This window comes from Ferrovibrio sp., from assembly GCF_036381655.1.
Classification (GTDB): Bacteria; Pseudomonadota; Alphaproteobacteria; order Ferrovibrionales; family Ferrovibrionaceae; genus Ferrovibrio.
This window is the reverse complement of record NZ_DASVCJ010000078.1, coordinates 1-18,216: the sequence shown is the minus strand read 5'-3', so window position 1 is coordinate 18,216 and position 18,216 is coordinate 1. Positions and strand designations below refer to the sequence as shown.

19 protein-coding genes, 1 tRNA gene and 1 pseudogene are annotated in these 18,216 nt (G+C 67.3%); 9 read left to right on the top strand and 12 right to left on the bottom strand.

Annotation, left to right across the window (positions count from 1 at the left end; translation table 11 throughout):
• Positions 1-358 (top strand): annotated as a pseudogene (locus VF194_RS18010) (methyl-accepting chemotaxis protein); the annotation flags it as partial.
• A gap of 48 nt (positions 359-406) precedes the next feature.
• Here the strand turns inward: VF194_RS18010 and VF194_RS18005 are convergent.
• The 3 genes from VF194_RS18005 to VF194_RS17995 all read right to left on the bottom strand — a co-directional run bounded on the left by VF194_RS18005 (position 407) and on the right by VF194_RS17995 (position 1,828).
• On the bottom strand, positions 407-1,033 hold the full coding sequence (locus VF194_RS18005) for an FMN-binding negative transcriptional regulator (protein WP_330892580.1): 627 nt from the start codon (positions 1,031-1,033) through the stop codon (positions 407-409).
• 114 nt (positions 1,034-1,147) lie between these two features.
• Positions 1,148-1,552 (bottom strand): hemerythrin family protein, encoded by a 405-nt coding sequence (locus VF194_RS18000; RefSeq protein WP_330892579.1) that lies wholly within the window; start codon positions 1,550-1,552, stop codon positions 1,148-1,150.
• Positions 1,553-1,753: 201 nt separating this feature from the next.
• A tRNA-Thr gene (locus VF194_RS17995) sits at positions 1,754-1,828 on the bottom strand.
• A 145-nt stretch (positions 1,829-1,973) separates the two neighbouring features.
• On the opposite strand from VF194_RS17995, the gene VF194_RS17990 reads away from it, so the two are divergent.
• Entirely contained in the window at positions 1,974-2,606 is a 633-nt protein-coding gene (locus VF194_RS17990; RefSeq protein ID WP_330892578.1) for a glutathione S-transferase family protein, read from the top strand.
• Between the two features lie 23 nt (positions 2,607-2,629).
• Here VF194_RS17990 and VF194_RS17985 read toward each other — a convergent pair whose 3' ends face one another.
• Genes VF194_RS17985 through hemC form a run of 4 tightly spaced genes read right to left on the bottom strand, consistent with a single transcriptional unit; the run spans position 2,630 to position 6,801 of the window.
• Positions 2,630-3,973: a heme biosynthesis HemY N-terminal domain-containing protein gene (locus VF194_RS17985; RefSeq protein WP_330892577.1), complete on the bottom strand. Its 1,344-nt coding sequence runs from the start codon at positions 3,971-3,973 to the stop codon at positions 2,630-2,632.
• 22 nt (positions 3,974-3,995) lie between these two features.
• Entirely contained in the window at positions 3,996-5,102 is a 1,107-nt protein-coding gene (locus VF194_RS17980; protein ID WP_330892576.1) for a hypothetical protein, read from the bottom strand.
• A complete protein-coding gene (locus VF194_RS17975; RefSeq protein WP_330892575.1) occupies positions 5,099-5,833 on the bottom strand; it encodes a uroporphyrinogen-III synthase in 735 nt (244 codons plus the stop codon). Before VF194_RS17975 ends, VF194_RS17980 begins: the two co-directional genes overlap by 4 nt.
• On the bottom strand, positions 5,830-6,801 hold the full coding sequence (hemC, locus tag VF194_RS17970; protein ID WP_330892574.1) for a hydroxymethylbilane synthase: 972 nt from the start codon (positions 6,799-6,801) through the stop codon (positions 5,830-5,832). Before hemC ends, VF194_RS17975 begins: the two co-directional genes overlap by 4 nt.
• 60 nt (positions 6,802-6,861) lie before the next feature.
• Here hemC and tsaD point away from each other — a divergent pair, with 60 nt between their 5' ends.
• From tsaD to VF194_RS17945, 5 genes are read left to right on the top strand one after another with little or no spacing between them, the layout of a single operon-like run.
• Positions 6,862-7,932: a tRNA (adenosine(37)-N6)-threonylcarbamoyltransferase complex transferase subunit TsaD gene (gene tsaD / locus VF194_RS17965; RefSeq protein WP_330892573.1), complete on the top strand. Its 1,071-nt coding sequence runs from the start codon at positions 6,862-6,864 to the stop codon at positions 7,930-7,932.
• Positions 7,929-8,933, top strand: a complete 1,005-nt coding sequence (locus tag VF194_RS17960; protein ID WP_330892572.1) for an NAD(P)H-dependent glycerol-3-phosphate dehydrogenase — start codon at positions 7,929-7,931, stop codon at positions 8,931-8,933. The genes tsaD and VF194_RS17960 overlap by 4 nt, the downstream gene beginning before the upstream one ends.
• A 17-nt stretch (positions 8,934-8,950) precedes the next feature.
• Entirely contained in the window at positions 8,951-9,364 is a 414-nt protein-coding gene (locus VF194_RS17955) for an EVE domain-containing protein (RefSeq protein ID WP_330892571.1), read from the top strand.
• A 39-nt stretch (positions 9,365-9,403) separates the two neighbouring features.
• Positions 9,404-9,766, top strand: coding sequence for a Rieske (2Fe-2S) protein (locus tag VF194_RS17950; protein WP_330892570.1), 363 nt, complete (start codon positions 9,404-9,406; stop codon positions 9,764-9,766).
• Between the two features lie 59 nt (positions 9,767-9,825).
• Entirely contained in the window at positions 9,826-10,002 is a 177-nt protein-coding gene (locus VF194_RS17945; RefSeq protein WP_330892569.1) for a hypothetical protein, read from the top strand.
• Between the two features lie 76 nt (positions 10,003-10,078).
• Here the strand turns inward: VF194_RS17945 and VF194_RS17940 are convergent, their stop codons facing one another.
• The 5 genes from VF194_RS17940 to VF194_RS17920 form a co-directional block, all read right to left on the bottom strand.
• Positions 10,079-10,291: a hypothetical protein gene (locus tag VF194_RS17940; protein WP_330892568.1), complete on the bottom strand. Its 213-nt coding sequence runs from the start codon at positions 10,289-10,291 to the stop codon at positions 10,079-10,081.
• A gap of 246 nt (positions 10,292-10,537) precedes the next feature.
• Entirely contained in the window at positions 10,538-11,287 is a 750-nt protein-coding gene (locus VF194_RS17935; RefSeq protein WP_330892567.1) for a creatininase family protein, read from the bottom strand.
• A 616-nt stretch (positions 11,288-11,903) separates the two neighbouring features.
• Positions 11,904-12,839, bottom strand: a complete 936-nt coding sequence (locus tag VF194_RS17930) for an alpha/beta hydrolase (RefSeq protein WP_330892566.1) — start codon at positions 12,837-12,839, stop codon at positions 11,904-11,906.
• Between the two features lie 161 nt (positions 12,840-13,000).
• Entirely contained in the window at positions 13,001-13,972 is a 972-nt protein-coding gene (locus VF194_RS17925) for a TAXI family TRAP transporter solute-binding subunit (RefSeq protein ID WP_330892565.1), read from the bottom strand.
• Between the two features lie 34 nt (positions 13,973-14,006).
• Positions 14,007-16,124, bottom strand: a complete 2,118-nt coding sequence (locus VF194_RS17920) for a TRAP transporter fused permease subunit (protein WP_330892564.1) — start codon at positions 16,122-16,124, stop codon at positions 14,007-14,009.
• Between the two features lie 35 nt (positions 16,125-16,159).
• Between VF194_RS17920 and VF194_RS17915 the strand changes: the two genes are divergently transcribed.
• On the top strand, positions 16,160-17,038 hold the full coding sequence (locus tag VF194_RS17915) for a GntR family transcriptional regulator (protein ID WP_330892563.1): 879 nt from the start codon (positions 16,160-16,162) through the stop codon (positions 17,036-17,038).
• 334 nt (positions 17,039-17,372) lie between these two features.
• Positions 17,373-17,987: a 30S ribosomal protein S4 gene (gene rpsD, locus VF194_RS17910; protein WP_330892562.1), complete on the top strand. Its 615-nt coding sequence runs from the start codon at positions 17,373-17,375 to the stop codon at positions 17,985-17,987.
• The last annotated feature ends 229 nt before the right edge of the window (positions 17,988-18,216 follow it).

Here is an 18,216-nt window from a genome sequence, read left to right as displayed (position 1 = left end):
CGCGGTGAAGAAAGTCTCCGACATCGTTGCCGAGATCGCCGCGGCCTCGGCCGAGCAGGCGCGCGGCCTGGAGGAGGTCAACGGCGCCGTCGGCAACATGGACGAGATGACCCAGCGCAACGGCGCCCTGGTCGAGCAGACCAATGCCTCGGCGCAGGCCATGGCCGATCAGGCGCGCCAGCTTGCCGAACTGGTCGGGCATTTCCGCATCCAGGCCGGCGACGACGGCGCGGCGCCGGATGGAGCAGCCGATGCCGGCGCCGATGCCAATACCGGCGCCAATACCGCCGCCGGCGCGGCGGAGCCGGAACAGCCGGCGGCGGGCAGCGCGGACAGCCTGCAGGACGCCGCCGACTAAGGCGGCCGCCGGCGTCCAGATTCGTTTCCCGGTTCGTTTTCTAGTCCGTCAGCGCTTCGCCGCCGGCGCCGCCCGCTCCATCGCGGCGGCGAGGCGTTCGTTTTCCGCGCCGCCCTCCGCCCGCAGGGCCTCGATCACCAGGGCGATATCGGTCGGCCGGTTCTGGCTCAGCTTGAACTTGCCTTCCAGGCGCGCAATCGGAATCTCGATGCCGACGATGCCGCGCAGCATCGAAGCGGTGAAGCTCTCCGGCTCATCCGCCAGCCGCCAGCCGCCGTCCGCCGGCTCATATATCTTGGACAGGCGGTCGACCATGTCGTATAGGCCTTCGGCGTCGCGGACCAGCCGGACCCGTCCATAGGCATGCACGGCGATGTAGTTCCAGGTCGGCACCGCCGGCTTCTTGGCGTACCAGCGCGGCGAGACATAGCCGTGCGGCCCCTGGAAAACGCACAGCACCTCGGCGCCGTCCAGCGCGGCGGCCTGTTCGTTCGCCGCCGCCAGATGGCACAGCAATGTGCCCTGCTCGCCGCGCGCGCGGTCGAGCAGGAACGGGATATGGCTGGCGATCAGGCCGCTGGCGGCGGAGGATACCAGCAGGCCGAAGGCATGGTTGTCGATGACGTCGTGCAGCGCGGCCGTGTCGCGGACCGCGAAATGGGCGGGGATATACATGGGACACCTGGTGCGAATGGACCGGGGTTATCAAACGGCGCAGCGCGGCCGACCGCAACCGGAGAATTGTCCCGATCTTGTCCCATTGTGCGGAAGCCGGGGGATTTTCGTCGCTCAGCGCAGAATGCCCTGCTCGTGCAGAAAGGTCTTGAACGGCAGGTCGGCGCGCAGGATGTCGTCGATCACGCTGTCGAAGCAGGTCACGGCGTCGTTCAGGTCGACCCGGCCGCGCGCGGCGCAGAGCCGCCAGAGATCGTCGATCCGCAGCAGCAGCCCCTCATGCTGTCCGCGATGGCCGATCAGTCCGGGAAAGCCGGTATCGCGCATCAGTTGCTCTTCGTTCCGGAAATGATGCGCCATCAGATGGCGCAGCGGCTCGAACAGGCCGACGATGTCGCGTCGCGGCCCCTGACGCAGCAGCCGCACATTGCTGTTGACGAAATCGATGATGTCCTGATGTTCGGCATCGATGGTCCCGTATCCGATACAGGCGGCACTGGGCAAACTGAACTGGTTCATGGACAGCGGTTGTAACGGCAAGCATCGCCGCCGGACTTGACGTATCTCAAATTGCCCGCGCCTTGCGGTTGTTCATCCTGCCGCCTGCGCATGATGCCGCGCTTTCCCTTCGGAAACCGCACAGCATGGCGCCAGGGCGCGCGCGCCTTGCGGAACATCCGGCCGAATGGAAGGGTAGAAGGGTCGCTTTTCAGGAGGAAATGGTGCCGGCGGAGGGATTTGAACCCCCGACCTCGACTTTACGAAAGTCTTGCTCTACCGCTGAGCTACGCCGGCAGCACGGTTCAGGCCCCGCCACCCCCGACCTGCGCCTCGGGTTCGCACCTTGGCTTGACCGGGCTGGAGGGCGCGCGGAAAATACGGTCCGCAGCAGCGGTTGGCAAGCCGCAACGGGGAAAAACTAGAGAGGGAAAATCCGCAAATGCCCGCCGCGTTTACACTTTATGGCAGCTTTCTGTCGGCCCCGACCTACAAGGTCGGCCTGATGCTGCGGCTCTGCGGCGAGGCGTTCGACTATCGCCATGTCGACCTGGCCAAGGGTCAGCAGAAAACCCCCGAATTCCTGGCGCTGAACCGCTATGGCCAGGTGCCGGTGCTGGTGCACGAGAAGCTCACCCTGTGCCAATCGAGCAGCATCCTGCTCTATCTCGCCGAGCTGACCGGCAAATTCGCCGCCGGTGATCTGGAGGAGCGCCAGCGCATCGGCGAATGGCTGTTCTGGGCGGCCGACCGGCTCGAGCCCGGCCTGTTCCGCAGCCGCTTCTTCGAGCGCTTCGCCAAGCCCGATCCGGCGGTCGCCGATTACATGCGCAAGGCGGGCGAAATGGGCCTGGGCGTGCTCGACGGCCTGCTGGAAGGCAAGCGCTTCCTGGTCGGCGAGCGGCCGACCATCGCCGACATCGCCCTGTTCGGCGTCCTTGCGCATATGGGCGAGGCGAAATTCGAGATCGCCAACTGGCCGCAGATCCAGGCCTGGTGGGAGCGCATCGTTGCCCTCCCCGGCTTCGCCCTGCCCTACGATCTGCTGCCCAAATTCGACAAGGACGGCGTGTGACGGCGTAGCGGCTGCCGGCGGCGTCAGCGCCGCTCCGCCGGCAGCAGCGGCCGCGGCGGCATGGCCAGCGGCAGCGTCTCGCCCAGCCTGGTCGGATTGAGGCTGTCGAAGGCGCCGCATTGCGGACAGAGCGGCGCCCAGGCGGCATGGCCGGAGCCGCAGCGGCCGCATTGCCACACGCCTTCATGCGCCGCGGCGCGCGCGCGCCAGCGGTCGGCGGCGGCGGCATCGCCATCGCCGTGTTCGGCAAGCTGCGCCATCAGGCGCTCGCCCCAGGATCCGAAACTCTGGCTGCCGACGATGCCAAGCTCTTCGCGCGCGGCGGCGAAGTCATGCGCCTTGAGCGCCGCGGCGGCGCGCAGCAGGCGGCTTTCGTCGGCATTGGCCTGCCCGGCGGTGAAGTCGCGGGCGCGTTCCAGCAGCCGGTCGGCGGCGGCGGCGTTTTGCAGGCCGAGCCAGGCTTCGGCATAAGCCTCGGCCGGCTGCCGCTGCCAGGCGCGGCGCAGCACCTGCAGGGCGGTCTCGCGCGCCGCGTGATTGCCGCTGTCGAGCCGCGCGGCGCGGGCCAGCAGGACCGGCGGCGCCGGATGATCGGGCAGAAGCCGCATCGCCTGATCGAGCAATTGCCGCGCCTGGCGCGGCTCGTTGCGCTGCAATGCCGCTTCGGCCTGCGCCAGGATCAGCCGGCCGGAAAGCTGCGCCGCGGCCGGCTTGGAGACCGCCTTGGCCTTGCGCGCCCGGGTCAGCCGCGCCTGCGCCGCATCCCACTGGGCGCCTTCCACCAGCAACTGCAATTCGGCCTCCGCCGCGAAGGGCGAGCCCGGCCGCAGGGCCGAGGCGCGTTCGGCATATTGCAGCGCCGCCGCGCGGTCGCCGCGCTCGCGCGCATCGGCCAGCAGGCCGCGATAGCCGAGAAAGGCGGTGCCGGGATCCTGGCTCAGGCCGGCGAAAGCCGCGCGCGCCGCGTCCTGCCGGCCGCCGAGCTGCGCGGCATGCGCCGCCAGAAGCCGCGCCAGCGCCGGATCCTGCAGCAGGCCCTGCGCCTTCTCGGCCAGCCTGGCGGCGCGTTCGGCTTCGCCGGCGGCGACCGCCACCATGCCGGCGGCGAATTGCGCATAGCCGCGCGCCTGGCGCTTGAGCCGCCGCCGCTGCGGCAGCGCCGCCGCCCAGGCCACGATCCAGGTGGCGACGAAGATCGCCGACGCCAGCAGGACGATGCCGAGCGCCAGCAGCGGCGCCGGCATTTCGATCACGTAGCCGAACCAGTCGAGCCGCAGCCGGCCCGGCTGATCCGCCAACCAGGCGGCGAAACCCGCCGCCGCCATCAACGCCGCCAGGATGAGACCCGCACGCACCAGACGCAGCATCGTCGCTATCTCCGCCGCCGCATCACGGTTGCGCGAATTGCGCCTGCAGCGCGGCGCCGGCGGCATCGAGCGCGGCCTCGAGATCGAGGCGCGCCTGCGCCTGCCGCCGCCATTCGGCCAGCGCCGGGATGAGATCCATGCCGCCCAGCGCCGCCTGCGCCGCGGCAAGATCGCCGGCCTGCAGCGCCGCCGCCGCCGCGGCCAGCTTGCCTTCCGGCGTCTGGGTATCGCCGCTGCCGACGCGGCGGATGCTGATCAGGGCGCTCAGCTTGTCGAGGCTGCGCTGCCACCAGGGTTTGGCCGCCGCCTCGGCGGCGGCGTCCTGGGGCGGCGATGCGCGCTGCGCTTCGGCCAGCGCGGCGAAGCGGCCCGCAAGCTGCAGCGCGGAGGATGGCGGCTGCTCGGCGAAGGGCCTGAGTTTCGCCAGGCTCTGCGCCAGCGCGCTCTGGCCTTCGGCGGTCTGCGCCAGGATGCCGAGTTCGGCGGCGAAGCCGGCGCCGCGGCGCGCCTTCTCGCGCAGCTCGCTCCAGGCCAGAACCGCGCGCAGCGGCGCGCGCAGGGCGGCGATGCGCGCTTCGCTCACCGCCGTCAACTGCTTCTGCAGATCGGTCAGCCTGTCGGTCAGCGCGGCGCGTTCGGCCGTCGCCGCCGCATCGGCCTGGCGCAGATCGGCCAAAGCCTTTTCCAGGCTGGCGAGTTTTTGCTGATCGAGCGCCGGATCGGCCGGAACCTGCGCCAGCCGCTGCAGATCGCCGGTCAATGCCGAAAGCCGCTTCTCCAGATCGTCGATATGCCTGGACTGATCGCTCAGCAGCGCCTGCGAGACCTGTTCGGTGGGCAGGACGACGGGAGCCGCCGTTTCCGCCGCCGCTTCCCCCCTCGCTTCCGGCGGCTTGCCTGCGGCGGGCGCGCCGGCTTCCGTCCTGGCCGCGCCGCCCGCATCGCCCTTGAGGATCTGATCGAGCCGGCCGGTGCTCCAGAGCTGATAGACCACGGCGACGGCGATGCTGATCACGATCGCTGCGACGGCCAGCGCGACGATGCGCCAGATGCCGGCGCGCCGCGCCCTGGCGAGCGGCTCGACCTCGGCATCGATGATCCTGTCGTCGGGGCTGGGCTTGTCGCTCATGGTCTGTCCGCTTCCTGCAGCAACGCCATCAAATCCTCCTCGCGCGGCTGGGCAGCAACGCGAATCTCGCGCCAGGGCAGCCGCGCCGCCGCCTTGGCGACATTGGCGCTGAGGCAAAGCGCCGCCGCGCTCACCGCGCCGGCGCCGATCCCTGCCCGGTCGCTCAGGCTAACAAAAGTTGCCGCCGTACGGGGAGAGAAAAACAGCACGGCGCCATAGCCGCCGGCCTTGAAGCGCGCGCTCACCTCTGCCGGCAGGGCGGCGGCGGGGATCGCCTCGTAAAGCGCGACGCGGCGCACGTCGTAGCCGTAGGAAAGAAGCGTCGCCTGCAGATCGCCGGCCAGCACCGTGCCGGCGACATGCAAAAGGGCGCCGATATCGGGCTCGCGCTTCCGGCGGATCAGTTCGGCCAGGCTGTCGACATCGCCGCCCGCGGCGCTGACATCGCGAAAACCGGCCGCCAGCGCCGCGCGCGCGCTCGCCTCGCCCACCGCATAGACGGCGAAGTCGCGCCGCGCGCAGTTGGCGACGAAGGCGCGCACGCCGTTCGCCGAGGTGAACAGCAGGGCCGCGACGCCGTCCAGCGGCAGATCGGCCATGTCGCGGATGCGGATGTCGAGCAGCGGCGCGCAATCGGCGGCGAAGCCCATCGCCTGCAGGCGCTGCTGCAGGGCGGCGGCTTCCGCCTGCGGGCGGGTGATCAGCACCTGCATCGCCGCGGCGGCCGTCATTTCTCCTCGAAGAAATCCGGGCCGATACGCTGGCGCAGTTCGGCGCCGGCATCGCGGCCCATCGCGACGCCGTCGCCGGCGGCGCCGCGCCGCTCGATCTCGATCAGCTCGCTGCCGTCCGGCCGCGCAATCGCGCCGCGCAGCCGCATGCCGCCCTTGCCGTCCAGTTCCGCCAGGGCGGCGATCGGCGTGCGGCACGAGCCATCCAGCACGGCCAGCAGAGCCCGCTCAGCCTCGACGCGCCGGCGCGTCGCCGCATCGTCGAGCGGCGCCAGATAGCCTTCTGTCCTGGCGTCGCCGGCGCGGCATTCGATGCCGATGGCGCCCTGGGCCACCGCCGGCAGCATGTCCTCCGGCTCCAGCACGCGCATGCCCGGCGGCGCGATCTTGAGGCGATGCAGTCCGGCCAGGGCGAGGAAGGTGGCGGCCACGACGCCCTCTTCCAGCTTGCGCAGCCGGGTCTGCACATTGCCGCGGAAGGTGACGACCTGAAGATCGGGACGGCGCGCCAGCAGAAACGCCTTGCGCCGCAGCGAGGCCGTGCCGACCATCGCGCCTTGCGGCAGCTCGCCGAGCGCGGTCGGCCGCACCGCCAGCAGCACGTCGCGCACATCCTCGCGCGGCAGATAGGCGGCCATGGCCAGGCCGTCCGGCAACTGCGTCGGCATGTCCTTCATCGAATGCACGGCCATATCGATGCTGCCATCCAGCAGGGCGTCCTCGATCTCCTTGGTGAACAACCCCTTGCCGCCCGCTTCGGCCAGGGCGCGGTCCTGGATCCTGTCGCCGGTGGTCTTGATGACGCGGATGGCGATGGCGGATTCCTGCAATCCCGGATGGGCCGCCAGCAGGCGTTCACGTGTTTCATAGGCCTGGGCGAGCGCCAGCGGCGAGCCGCGCGTGCCGATGGTGAGGACGGGGCTTTCGGGCGTCACCCGCCGGCCGTTCCCTTGCTGCTGCGACGTCATAATGCTAGGCCTACTTTGGAACTGTCATTCTGTGTAGCGAAAGCCAATCCGCACCGATCCATGCTTGTGCTCGGTATCGAAACCAGTTGCGACGAGACCGCCTGCGCCGTCGTTCAGGCAGCGGAGGATCCGGCACGCCGCATCGTCAGTCATAGCCTGTTCTCGCAACTGAGGGAACACGCGCCCTATGGCGGCGTGGTGCCGGAAATCGCCTCCCGGGCGCATATCGAGCATCTCGACGGGCTGATCGCCGAATGCCTGCGCGGCGCCGGGTTGCAAACCGATGCCCTGGATGCCATCGCCGCAACCGCCGGGCCGGGCCTGATCGGCGGCGTCATGGTCGGGCTGATGACGGCGAAGACGCTGGCCTATGCGGCGCAGAAGCCGCTGATCGCCGTCAATCATCTGGAGGGCCATGCGCTCTCGGTGCGATTGTCGGACGACGTACCGTTCCCCTATCTGCTGCTGCTGGTGTCGGGCGGCCATTGCCAGTTCCTCATCGTCGAGGGCGTCGGCCGCTATCGCCGCCTGGGCACCACCATCGACGACGCCGCCGGCGAGGCCTTCGACAAGACCGCCAAGCTGCTCGGCCTGGGCTATCCCGGCGGCCCGGCGATCGAGAAGCTGGCGCGCAGGGGCGATGCGACGCGCTTTGCGCTGCCGCGGCCGCTGAAAGGCAAGCCGGGCTGCGATTTCAGCTTCTCGGGACTGAAGACGGCGGTGCGGCTGGCGCTGGAAAGCTGCGGGGCGGCGGCGAGCGAGCAGGACAAGGCCGATCTGGCCGCCAGCTTCCAGGCCGCGGTGCTGGACGTGATCCTGGATCGCGCGCGTCATGCCATCGCGGCATTCGATGCGCGCCATGGCGCCAGGGCCAGGCATTTCGTCGTCGCCGGCGGGGTTGCCGCCAACGAGGCGCTGCGCGGCGGCCTGGTCTGGCTGGCCGAGCGAAACGGCATGCCGTTCACCGCGCCGCCCCTGAAACTGTGCACCGACAACGGCGCGATGATCGCCTGGGCGGGCCTCGAACGCTTCCGCCTGGGGCTGATCGACGATCTGCAGGCGCCGGCGCGGGCGCGCTGGCCGCTGGACAGCCTGGCCGAGGCCAAGCCCTTCGCCGGGGCGAAGGCGTGAGCGCATTCGGCCGCATCGGCATCGTCGGCGGCGGCGCCTGGGGCACCGCATTGGCGGCGCTGGCCGCCGAGCAGGGCGAGGCCGTTCTGTGGGCGCGCAATCCCGAGGTGGTCGACAGCGTCAACCGCCATCATCTCAATCCGCTCTACCTGCCGGGCGTGGCGCTGCCGCCGCAGCTGACCGCGAGCGGCGATCTTGCCGCGCTCGCGGATTGCGCCGCGCTGGTGCTGGCCGTGCCGGCGCAGACCCTGCGCGCCTTTGCCGAAGCGGTGCGGGCGGCGCTGCCCGCCTCGACGGCGCCGGTCGTCATCGCGGCGAAGGGCATCGAGATCAGCAGCGGCCTGCTGCCCTCCGACGTGATCGCCGCCGTCCTGCCGGGCCGCGCCTTGGCGATCCTGACCGGGCCGACCTTCGCCGCCGAAGTGGCGCGCGGCCTGCCGGCGGCGGCGACGCTGGCCTGCGCACAGGCGGCGATCGGCGCCGCGCTGGCGCAGCGGCTCGGCCGCCCGACCTTCCGGCCGTATCTGTCCGACGACGTGATCGGCGCGCAGATCGGCGGCGCGGTGAAGAACGTACTGGCGATCGCCTGCGGCATCGTGATGGGCAAGCGGCTGGGCGACAATGCCCGCGCGGCGCTGATCACGCGCGGCCTGGCCGAGATGACGCGGCTGGGCCTGGCCCTGGGCGGGCGGCGCGAGACGCTGATGGGCCTGTCGGGCCTGGGCGATCTGGTGCTGACCTGTTCGAGCCGGCAATCGCGCAATCTTTCGCTCGGCATCGCGCTCGGCGAAGGCGGCAGCCTTGCCGAGATCATGGGCGCGCGACGCACGGTGGCGGAAGGCGTGCATACCGCGCGCGCTATCGAGGCGCTGGCCCTGCGGCTGCAGGTCGAGATGCCGATCTGCGCGGCGGTCGATGCCGTGCTGCATAGGCAGGCCGGCATCGACGCCATGCTGCAGGCGCTGCTGGCAAGACCCTTCAAGGCTGAGGAACAAGGCTGAGGAACAGAGAAACGGCGATGAACTACTGGCTGATGAAATCCGAACCCGGCGCCTGGTCGTGGGAACAGCAGGTCAAGAAAAAGGTCGAGAGCTGGAATGGCGTGCGCAATTACCAGGCCGCCAACAACATGAAGGCGATGAAGCTGGGCGACCGCGCCTTCTTCTATCATTCGGTGGACGAGAAGCGCATCGTCGGCATCGTCGAGATCGTCAAGCTGTATTACCCCGACCCGACCGACGAGACCGGCAGATTCGGCATGGTGGACGTCAAGGCGGTGATGCCGCTGGAAAACCCGGTGACGCTGGCGCAGATCAAAGCCGAGCCGAAGCTGGCGCATCTGCCGCTGCTCAAGCAGTCGCGGCTGTCGGTGCAGCCGGTCGACGCGGCGAGCTGGCAGCTGATCTGCAAGATGGGCGGCGTGAGCGCGTGAGACGGGCCGCCGCCGGCGCGCAAGCGAGGATGTAGGCCCATGCCGCGCCCCAACCAGCCGGCGCCCGGCACGCGGCTGATCGCGCTGGCCGAGATTCCCGAGCCCGGCGCCAAGGGCTTTTGCTTCGGCGCCGGCAAGGAGCGGTTCGAGTGTTTCGTGGTGCGCTGGCTCGGCGGCGTGTTCGGCTATGTCAACGAATGCCCGCATGCGCGCACCAGCCTGGACTGGCGGCCGGACGCGTTCTTCAACCGCGACGGCTCGGCGCTGCTCTGCGGCACGCATGGCGCCGAATTCGCCCCCGAGACCGGCCATTGCTTCCACGGCCCCTGCAAGGGCAAGAGCCTGATCCCGTTTCCGGTCACGGTGGATGCCGAGGGCTGGGTCACCGTCGCCGGGCCCTGATCCAAGCCGGTGGACCCAGGCCGGTGCAACAAAACCGGCGGCCGGGCCGTTAAGGCGGCATGCCGATCCTGATCATCCTGCTGCTGGCCGTCATGGTCGCCCAGTTCGGCTTCTGGAATACCCTGGCCGGATTGCTGGGCGGCATCGGCATCTTCGTCCTGGTCGTCGTCACCGGCCTGGCGCTGCTGGCCGCCATCGCCAGCTACGCCCTGCGCCGCATCGGCAGAGGGGGATAGCCGAAAGGAGGCCAGACAGGAAGGCCGGCGGCGGGAGCGATGCGCCTGCCGCGTCAGCCCCCGGATCAATCGCCGCTCAGTCGTTGCCGGCGGCGCCCTTGCGCCGGCGGCGCAGGCGCTCGACCAGATGACGGATTTCCGCTTCCTGCACGCCGTCGCGGCGCATCAGCATCTGCGTGATCGGATCGGCCAGCATGTCGTTCAGGTGCGGTTCGTTATGCACCCAGCGCATGCGGCGGGGCGGCACTGCGGCGCTGCGCATGTGCGGCATATCGCGGAAGTCTTCCATGGGCGCCTCCATTTTGTGCAGTCGCAGTGCGGGTCTTCTCTGGGCAGTTGCGGAATGACGGTGTCATCTGCACTCCTGCGCTAGAAACGAGTGTAGCCGGAGAAACTTGCAGGCCGCATGACGAGATTGGGGCTTTTTTGTGATGCCTGCCTTGTGATGCCTTGTGATGCCTGTGTCATTGCGAGACATTCTCTATTCGCATGCATATGACTGCCGCCGCAGCGCGCAGCCACCGCGAGAAAGCCGTCAGGCCGCGAGAAAGCTGCGATAGGCGTCGACCAGTTCGGGCACGACGGCATCGACGATGGTCTTGCCATGCGCGGCCGTGGCCAGCGCCGGGTTGGAGCCGATGCGGCCATCGGGAAAGCGGCGGCGGTAATCGGCGGCATCGGTGAAGCCGCCGAAGGGCGCGACGCGCGGCGTCATCTCGCCGACGCTCTTCGCGGCTTCGGGATAGGCGAAATAGGTGACCGAGACTTCGCTCGGCGTCGCGTGGCTGCCTTCCTCGCCGGCGAAGAGTTCGCGCGACAGCCGCTTGGCCGAGGGCGCCTCCCACCAGTTCCTGATCGTGCAGCGCAGATCGAGCCCGTTGGGCAGGCCCGCCTGCAGGCTGGCCTCGGCATAGATCTCGGAAAACGCCGCCGTGACGGTGGCGACATTGCCGCCATGGCCGTTGAGGAAGAAGAAGCGGGCGAAGCCGTGGCGGCCGAGCGAGGCGACCATGTCGCGGATTACCGCGATCAGCGTCGAGGGCCGCAGGGTGACGCTGCCGGCGAAGCCGAGATGATGCTGCGCCATGCCGACATTGACGGTGGGGCCGACCATGGCGTCGGCGGCGCGGCCGACTTCGCGGGCGAAGACCTCGGCGCAGATCGCATCGGTGCCGATCAGGCCGTTCGGCCCATGCTGCTCGGTCGAGCCGATCGGGATGACGATGCCGCGCGAGCGCTGCAGATAGGCCTCGACCTCCTGCCAGGTGGAAAGATGGAGCTGCATGTCGGTCCGTTTCGTGATGGTTCGGTGTCGTAATGTCGCGGTCTGGTTCGGATCAAGTTCAGGTCGGATTCAGGTCAGATGGTGACGATCGGCGTCAAGTGAAGCCGGATTCGAGTGACATGCAGGCCGGTTTGAGTCGCGTTCGGGTCAATTCGGGCCGGATTCGGGCCCATTCAGGCCGGATTCGGGCCGGATTGCACCTTGACGGCGCTTATATTCGCTTATCCCGGCTTGGCTCCGCTTAGTCCTTCCAATGCCTGGATTCGCCTGAGCGGCATCCGGAGGCATCCAGCCGGGCCGACGGCGGCGCAGCGGGGTCCGCTTTCGACCGCCCGTGACCACTGGTGACCGTTTTGGACCGCTCTCGACCGTTTTGAACCGTTTTGAACCGTTTTGAACCATTCCGGATCGCCTGGGCCGCCACCTGGCCATACTCCCCCTTCCCGCCTGTTCTTCCCGCCTTTTCTTTCCGGCTGGCCAGCGGCACCATAAGGAACATGGAGCGAACTATGGGGGTTTCAAGCCCCGACGACTTGCCACGGCTCCGACGGGCCTGGCGGAGCGGTGCGCGCTTGGGATGTACGCTTTCCGGGGCGAGGCTGGCCGCCTGGGGGCCTCAGAGACTGCCTTTGCTGGGATTGCCTTCGCAGAGACTGCCTTCGCTGGCGAGGCGCCGATCACCGCCGGCCAGTCCCGCCCGGCGCGGCCCCGCTTCGCTCAGGAAAGCGAGCGCCGTCTCAAGGAATTCCTCCACCCGCCGTCTGGCTTCGCCATCCTGCCCGACAAACCGGCAGAAGCCATGCGTCGTGCCGGCAGCCAGTGACAGCAGGACGTCACCGCCGCACGCGCGCAGGAGAGCGGCCAGAAGGGCCGGATCATCGCGCAACGGATCGTGTTCCGCCGCCAGCAGGCAGATCGGCGGCAGCGATTTTAGGCCCGGGAGATTCGCCAGGCGATATGGCTCCGCCCCGTCCGCCGCTCCCGCGAACAGCGCGTTCCAGTAGCGCTGCATATTCTCGGCCGACAGGCCCGGCGCCTCGGCGTATTGCCGATAGCTCTGTTTGTCCGTGTCCGGGTCGAGGGCCGGATAGAACAGCAATGCTCCGCGAAGGAGATCCGCATCCCCCAGGGCCAGCGCCGCATGAAAGGCAACAAACGCGCCGGCGCTATCGCCGGCCAGGATGATGCCGCCCCGGCCGATCTCCGCCAGTCCATTGGGCGACTGAAGAAAGCGGACGACATCCAGGGCATCGTCCTTCTGCGCCGGCCATGGGCTCTCCGGCGCCCGCCGGGTATGAACGCTGACAATGGTGGCGGACAGCTTCTGCCGCAGCAGGCAGCATAAGGCGTGATGGCTATCCAGGTTTCCCGAGACCCAGCCGCCGCCATGCAAGTATACGACCACGGGCGCGCCGCCGGTATTGCCGCCGCCATAGATCCGGATTGGGATTTCCCTGCCCGGTACGGAGACATATTCGTCGAGGAACTGGCCCGCGCGGTTTCCTGCGGACAGATGCAGCCCAAGCGCCGCGGCCGACAGGCGGCGCTTCATGGCGAAACCGATATCCTTCGCGCGCCGTTTCCACAAAGGGAAATGACTTGCGAGAAGCGCATCTGCATCCGGGGGTTCGCCGATCACGGGCTATCCATTCTCCATCGATTGTCTGACTTGCGATGCCGGGAGGCCGCGCCCCCCGGCATCGTCCGGTTGCCTCAAGCGGGCGGCTGAATGGCGGACGGGATCTGAATGCCCTGCTCCTTGTAGAAACGCAGCGCGCCCGGATGCAATGGAACCGCCGTATTCTTCAGGATGTTTTCCGGAAGGGTATCCTTTGCGGCAGAATGCGTCTTCATCAGGCGGGATCGATTGGCAAATACCGCCTTGACGATATTGTAAGCCAGGTCCGGCGACATCGATTTGTTGACGACGACGATATTCCACATTGCCCCGGTCAGGACCTTGCCGGACTGGCCTTTATAGGTGCCGCCGGGAATCTCGAACGGCACCACATCCGGGAAAGCCTTCCTGATCGTGTTCAGCCGGCTTTCATCGAAGCCGAAAACCTCGATCTGCTTGGTCGCCTCCAGCTCCTTGTATGTCGGATGCGGCGAACCGCCGGCGAGCAGAAGCGCATCCAGCCGGCCATCCGCAAGCTGATTGCCCTGGTCCCCGGCGCCGCCGTACTGGAAGCTGGCCGACATTCCCAAAGCCTTGAACCAGCGCGGCCAGTATACCCCGCCGGTCCCCCCCTTGGGGCCGACACCGATCCTTTTCCCGGCCAGGTCCTCGACACGCTTGATATTGGCACTCTTCAACGCGGCCATCTGGAACGGAGTCGGGTACATCGCAAACAAGGCCCTGATATCCTGATGCTTCACACCGGGATTCAAATCGAGATGGCCCTGCATCGCATCAAGCGCCGGACCGGTCGTGGTCAGGCCCAGATCCACCTTCTCCGACTGCACGAGTGCGAGATTCTGGGACGGGCCCTGTGTCTGCCGCGTCGAAACCGGAATGTGCAGCGTTTCACTGAGGAGATTGGCGAGGCCCTCGCCATATACCGCATAAACGCCGCCCGGAGATGCGGTCGCGACGGTCATCGACGCGGGTTTCTCCTGAGCGACGGCGACATTGAATGAGAACAGCACCAACAGCGATGCGAGTGACGGCTTCCACGGTCTCATGGTTTCCTCCTGTGCTTTTTGTGGGTGAATAGCGCTAGGCCGGGCTAGCTTTGGTTCGGCGGGCCATTCGCCAGAACAGCAGGCCGCCGGCGACTGCGACGCCGGCGATGTGGCTCATCGGATAATCCGCGATCAGAAGCACCGCCGAGACGACGGCCAGCAGGCGTTCGGCCGGCCCGAGCCGGCCGAGAAGCTGGCCCTCGCCGGCCGCCGCCAGCAGAACGATCGCGCAGACCCCGAAGAAGAATGCCTGCAACGCCAGAGCGAGGCTGCCGGTCATCAGGATTTCCGGGCTCGTGTAGAACATGAATGGCAGAATGAAGGCGGCGATGCCCAAACGCATCGAAATGAAGGATGTCCGGATCGGATTGCCCCCGGCCAGGGCAGCAGCCGCAAAGGATGCGATGGCGACGGGCGGCGTGATGGCCGAGATGACCGCGCAGTAGAAGACAAACATATGCGCCGCGATGGGAGAGATGCCCATCCTCTGCAGCGCCGGCGCGACCACCGCCGCCGCGATCGCGTAGGCGGCAGTCGTCGGCATGCCCATGCCGAGGACGATGGCGATCGCCATGGCCAGCACGAAGGCGATGGGCTGGCTGTCTCCCGCCACCGCCAGAATGATCGCGGAGAGCCGGCCGCCGAGGCCGGTCAGACCCAGGACGCCGACGATGATGCCGGCGCAGGCCATCACGCCGATCAGCTGCAGAGAACGGCGTGAGGTTTCCGACAGCCCCCAGCCGACGACGCCCGCCATCTTCTTCAGCATGCCCGGTATCAGCGCCAGTCGGCCGGTCAGCATGGCAATGGCGACGGTCATGGCGGCGCCCGCGCCGGTGGCGATGAGCCCGGCAAGATTCACCGCGATGCCGGTTGTCGGCAGGTATACGAACAGAGCCAGCGGCCCGGCGAGGAAGATGGGCGGCAGCTTCAATTCGACGGTGGCAAGCACCAGCAGCGTGGCGGCCAGACCCCAGGTTCCCGCCGCAATCACCGAATATCCCGCGATCAGCAGATAGAGCAGGACGAATAGCGGCAGGAGCAGCATGAGCCCGCTGCGCAATTCCCTGAATTTGGGCAGCTCCTTCCGCGGCAGGCCCCTGATGCCGAGGCGGACGGCCTGGAAGTCGACCGATATGAAGCAGGCCAGATAGAACAGCAGGCAGGGCAGCAGCGCCGCCAGGGCAATGTCGGAATAAGGAATGCCCGTGATCTCCGCCATGATAAAGGCGCCGGCGCCCATCACCGGCGGTGCCAGCTGTCCGCCGGTGGACGAGGTCGCCTCGACCGAACCTGCCTCATCCTTCGGGTATCCGACCTTGAGCATCATCGGAATGGTGAACGTGCCGGTAGCGACCACGTTGGCGACCGCCGATCCGGAGACCGTGCCGAACAGCAATCCGGATACGACGGATACTTTCGCTGGGCCGCCGCGCGCCCAGCCGACCAGCGCCAGTGCAACCCGCATGAAATAATCGCCCGCGCCGCAGGCCTGCAGAAACACGGCGAAGGCGACGAAAAGGATGATGTAGCGGGACGATGCCGCGGCCGTGATGCCGAAGATGGCTTCCTGGCTGTAGAGGTAGGAGAAGATGTTCCCGATGTCGTAGCCGGGATGATGCAGGACGCCCGGCAGATAGGGGCCGACGAAAAGGTAGGCGAGGAAGATTCCGGCGACCAGCGAGAGGATCATGCCGGAGACACGCCGCGCGAACTCCAGAACGAGGACGGTGCCCGCCGCGCCGCAGATGAAGTCTCCGGTCGTGGTGATCACGCCGGTACGCATCAGCAGGCCATCCAGGTTGATCGCAACATACGCGGTGCAGCCCAGGGCCGCCGCCGCCAGGAGCCAATCGCGAACCGGAATGCCGCGCTGGCGTTCCCGGCGAAACCCCTTCAGCCACAGGAAGGCGAGGACCGCGCCGACATTGACGTGGACCACGCGATAAACCCACTCGTCTATCGCCAGGAAATTCAGAACGACGAGATGGAACAGCGCATAGGAGAAGGCCGTGATTGCCAGCGCCTTCACGAGCCAGGGCGCCAGCTTCCGGTCCTCACCCTCGTAATCCAGGGCGGCCGCTTCGCTGAGCCCGTCCTGCGGCTGCGGCTGCCCGGGAGAACCCGCCCCTGCCTGTGTCGTCTCGTGCATTTTCCCTCCGGAACGGGCGGCCGCCAGGCGGCTATTTGTCCGTACTATTTTTATTGTTCGGACAATTAATCTGCCATGACCGACCTGTCAAGGGCTGTTTATATTGCTCGCCATTGTCTATGGGACGTTGCGAGCCTGAGCCATCCGTGCACGGCTCCGGGCTGATCGAGGGAGCGATGGCGCTGCGATATCCGCTTGTTGCGGAAAAGATTATTCAGAGCATCAGGGCCGGGGAATACCCGATCGGCTCGCTTCTTCCGAGCGAACCCGAGCTGTCCCGGAAGCTGAAGGTCAGCCGCTCCACCGTGCGCGCCGCGCTGGCCCAGCTGCAGAGCTTCGGGATGATCGAGCGGCGCCCCAGGGCCGGAACGCGGGTCTGCGCCGATGCCGTCCCCCCCGTCTATGTCCACACCATGAGCGCAAGCGGCGACCTCCTGAATTTCGGCGGCCATACGCGCCGGCAAATCCAGAATGTCGAAAACATCGTCATGGACGAGGATCTTGCCGCCTGGCTGGAGCTGCCCGCCGGGCGGAGATGGCTTCATGTCGGCCAGACCCGCCATCCATATGACAGCGAGGCCGCGCTCTGCTGGACCGACGTCTATTTTCCCGCCCAGTACGCGGAGCTACGACCCCGGATCGAGAGCTATCCGGGCCTCTTCTATACGCTGCTGGAGCAGACCTGTGACCTGACGGTGAGTGAAATCGCCCAGAAGATCAGGGCGGTCGACATCCCGGACTTTATAGCCCGCCATCTCGGAACGCCGGATCAGGCCCGGGCGCTCAACATCACGAGAAAATATTACACGAATACGAAAACCTGCGTCCTTGCCTCTCAGACCTACCTTCCCAGTGACCGCTTCGACTATTCGATCGTTTTCTCGCGTCAATCTCCTTCGGCGCATGGCGGCTGATCACGCCGGCAGACCGGCATCCGTCGCGGCGGTTTGATCGCCCGACTCCCGGCGCCATGTAGGATTGCCGTCCCATAAGCAGAATGGGCGCCGCGGCAAAAAGCCGGAGAGCCCGCAGGCCCCGGCGATAAACCGGCCGACGGAGCCGCCCGCCGCGTTCCGGCCCGCGCCGCTTGCCGGTTGCCGTTTGGCGCTTGCCGCTTGACCTTGCGGGCCCCATCCGTATGATGCCGCCGCCCTCCCCGCGCCCCTCACGCGGGGTCGAGGGGCATTCCTTGCATGGACGTCTGTCGTGGCTGCCGGGCCCCATGCGCATTTTGGGAAATACGACCGAATGTCGAAGCGTGCAGAGTCGAAATACAAGATCAATCGCCGCCTGGGCGAGAATCTCTGGGGCCGCGCCAAGAGCCCGATCAACAAGCGCGAATACGCCCCCGGCCAGCATGGCCAGAAGCGCAAGAAGCCGACCGATTACGGCGTGCAGCTCATGGCCAAGCAGCGGCTCAAGGGCTATTACGGCAACATCACCGAGAAGCAGTTCCGCCGCACCTATGACGAGGCGAACCGCCGCCGCGGCGATACCTCGGAGAACCTGATCGGCCTGCTCGAGCGCCGCCTGGATGCGGTGGTCTATCGCATGAAGGTGGTGCCGACCCCGTTCGCGGCGCGCCAGCTCATCAACCACGGCCATGTCGCGGTCAACGGCAAGCGCGTCACCATCGCCAGCTATCAGGTGAAGGTCGGCGACGTGATCGAGCTGCGCGGCCGGGCGAAGGATTTCCCCTTCGTGCTCGAATCCGTGAAGTCGACCGAGCGCGACGTGCCGGATTACATCGAGATGGACGAGAACAAGCTGCGCGCCACCTTCAAGCGCGTGCCCGGCCTGGCCGACGTGCCCTATCCGGTGAAGATGGAACCGAACCAGGTGGTCGAGTTCTACTCGCGCTAACAGGCGGTTTCAAAAACTACTTTACGATCAAGGGCTTAGAGAAATCTAAGCCCTTTTTCTTTATACACTTTTCCAACACTTTTGGCTTTTTAGACCGGAATCCCGTTAGATCGAAGCATAGCCAGCGTTCCTGAGATAGTTTGCGCATTCCTGTGGCGGGAAGCGGTCCAGCAGGCTTCCGATACGTTGCCATGTTGCCTCGACACTGCGTTCAGCTGCCTTTCGGAGC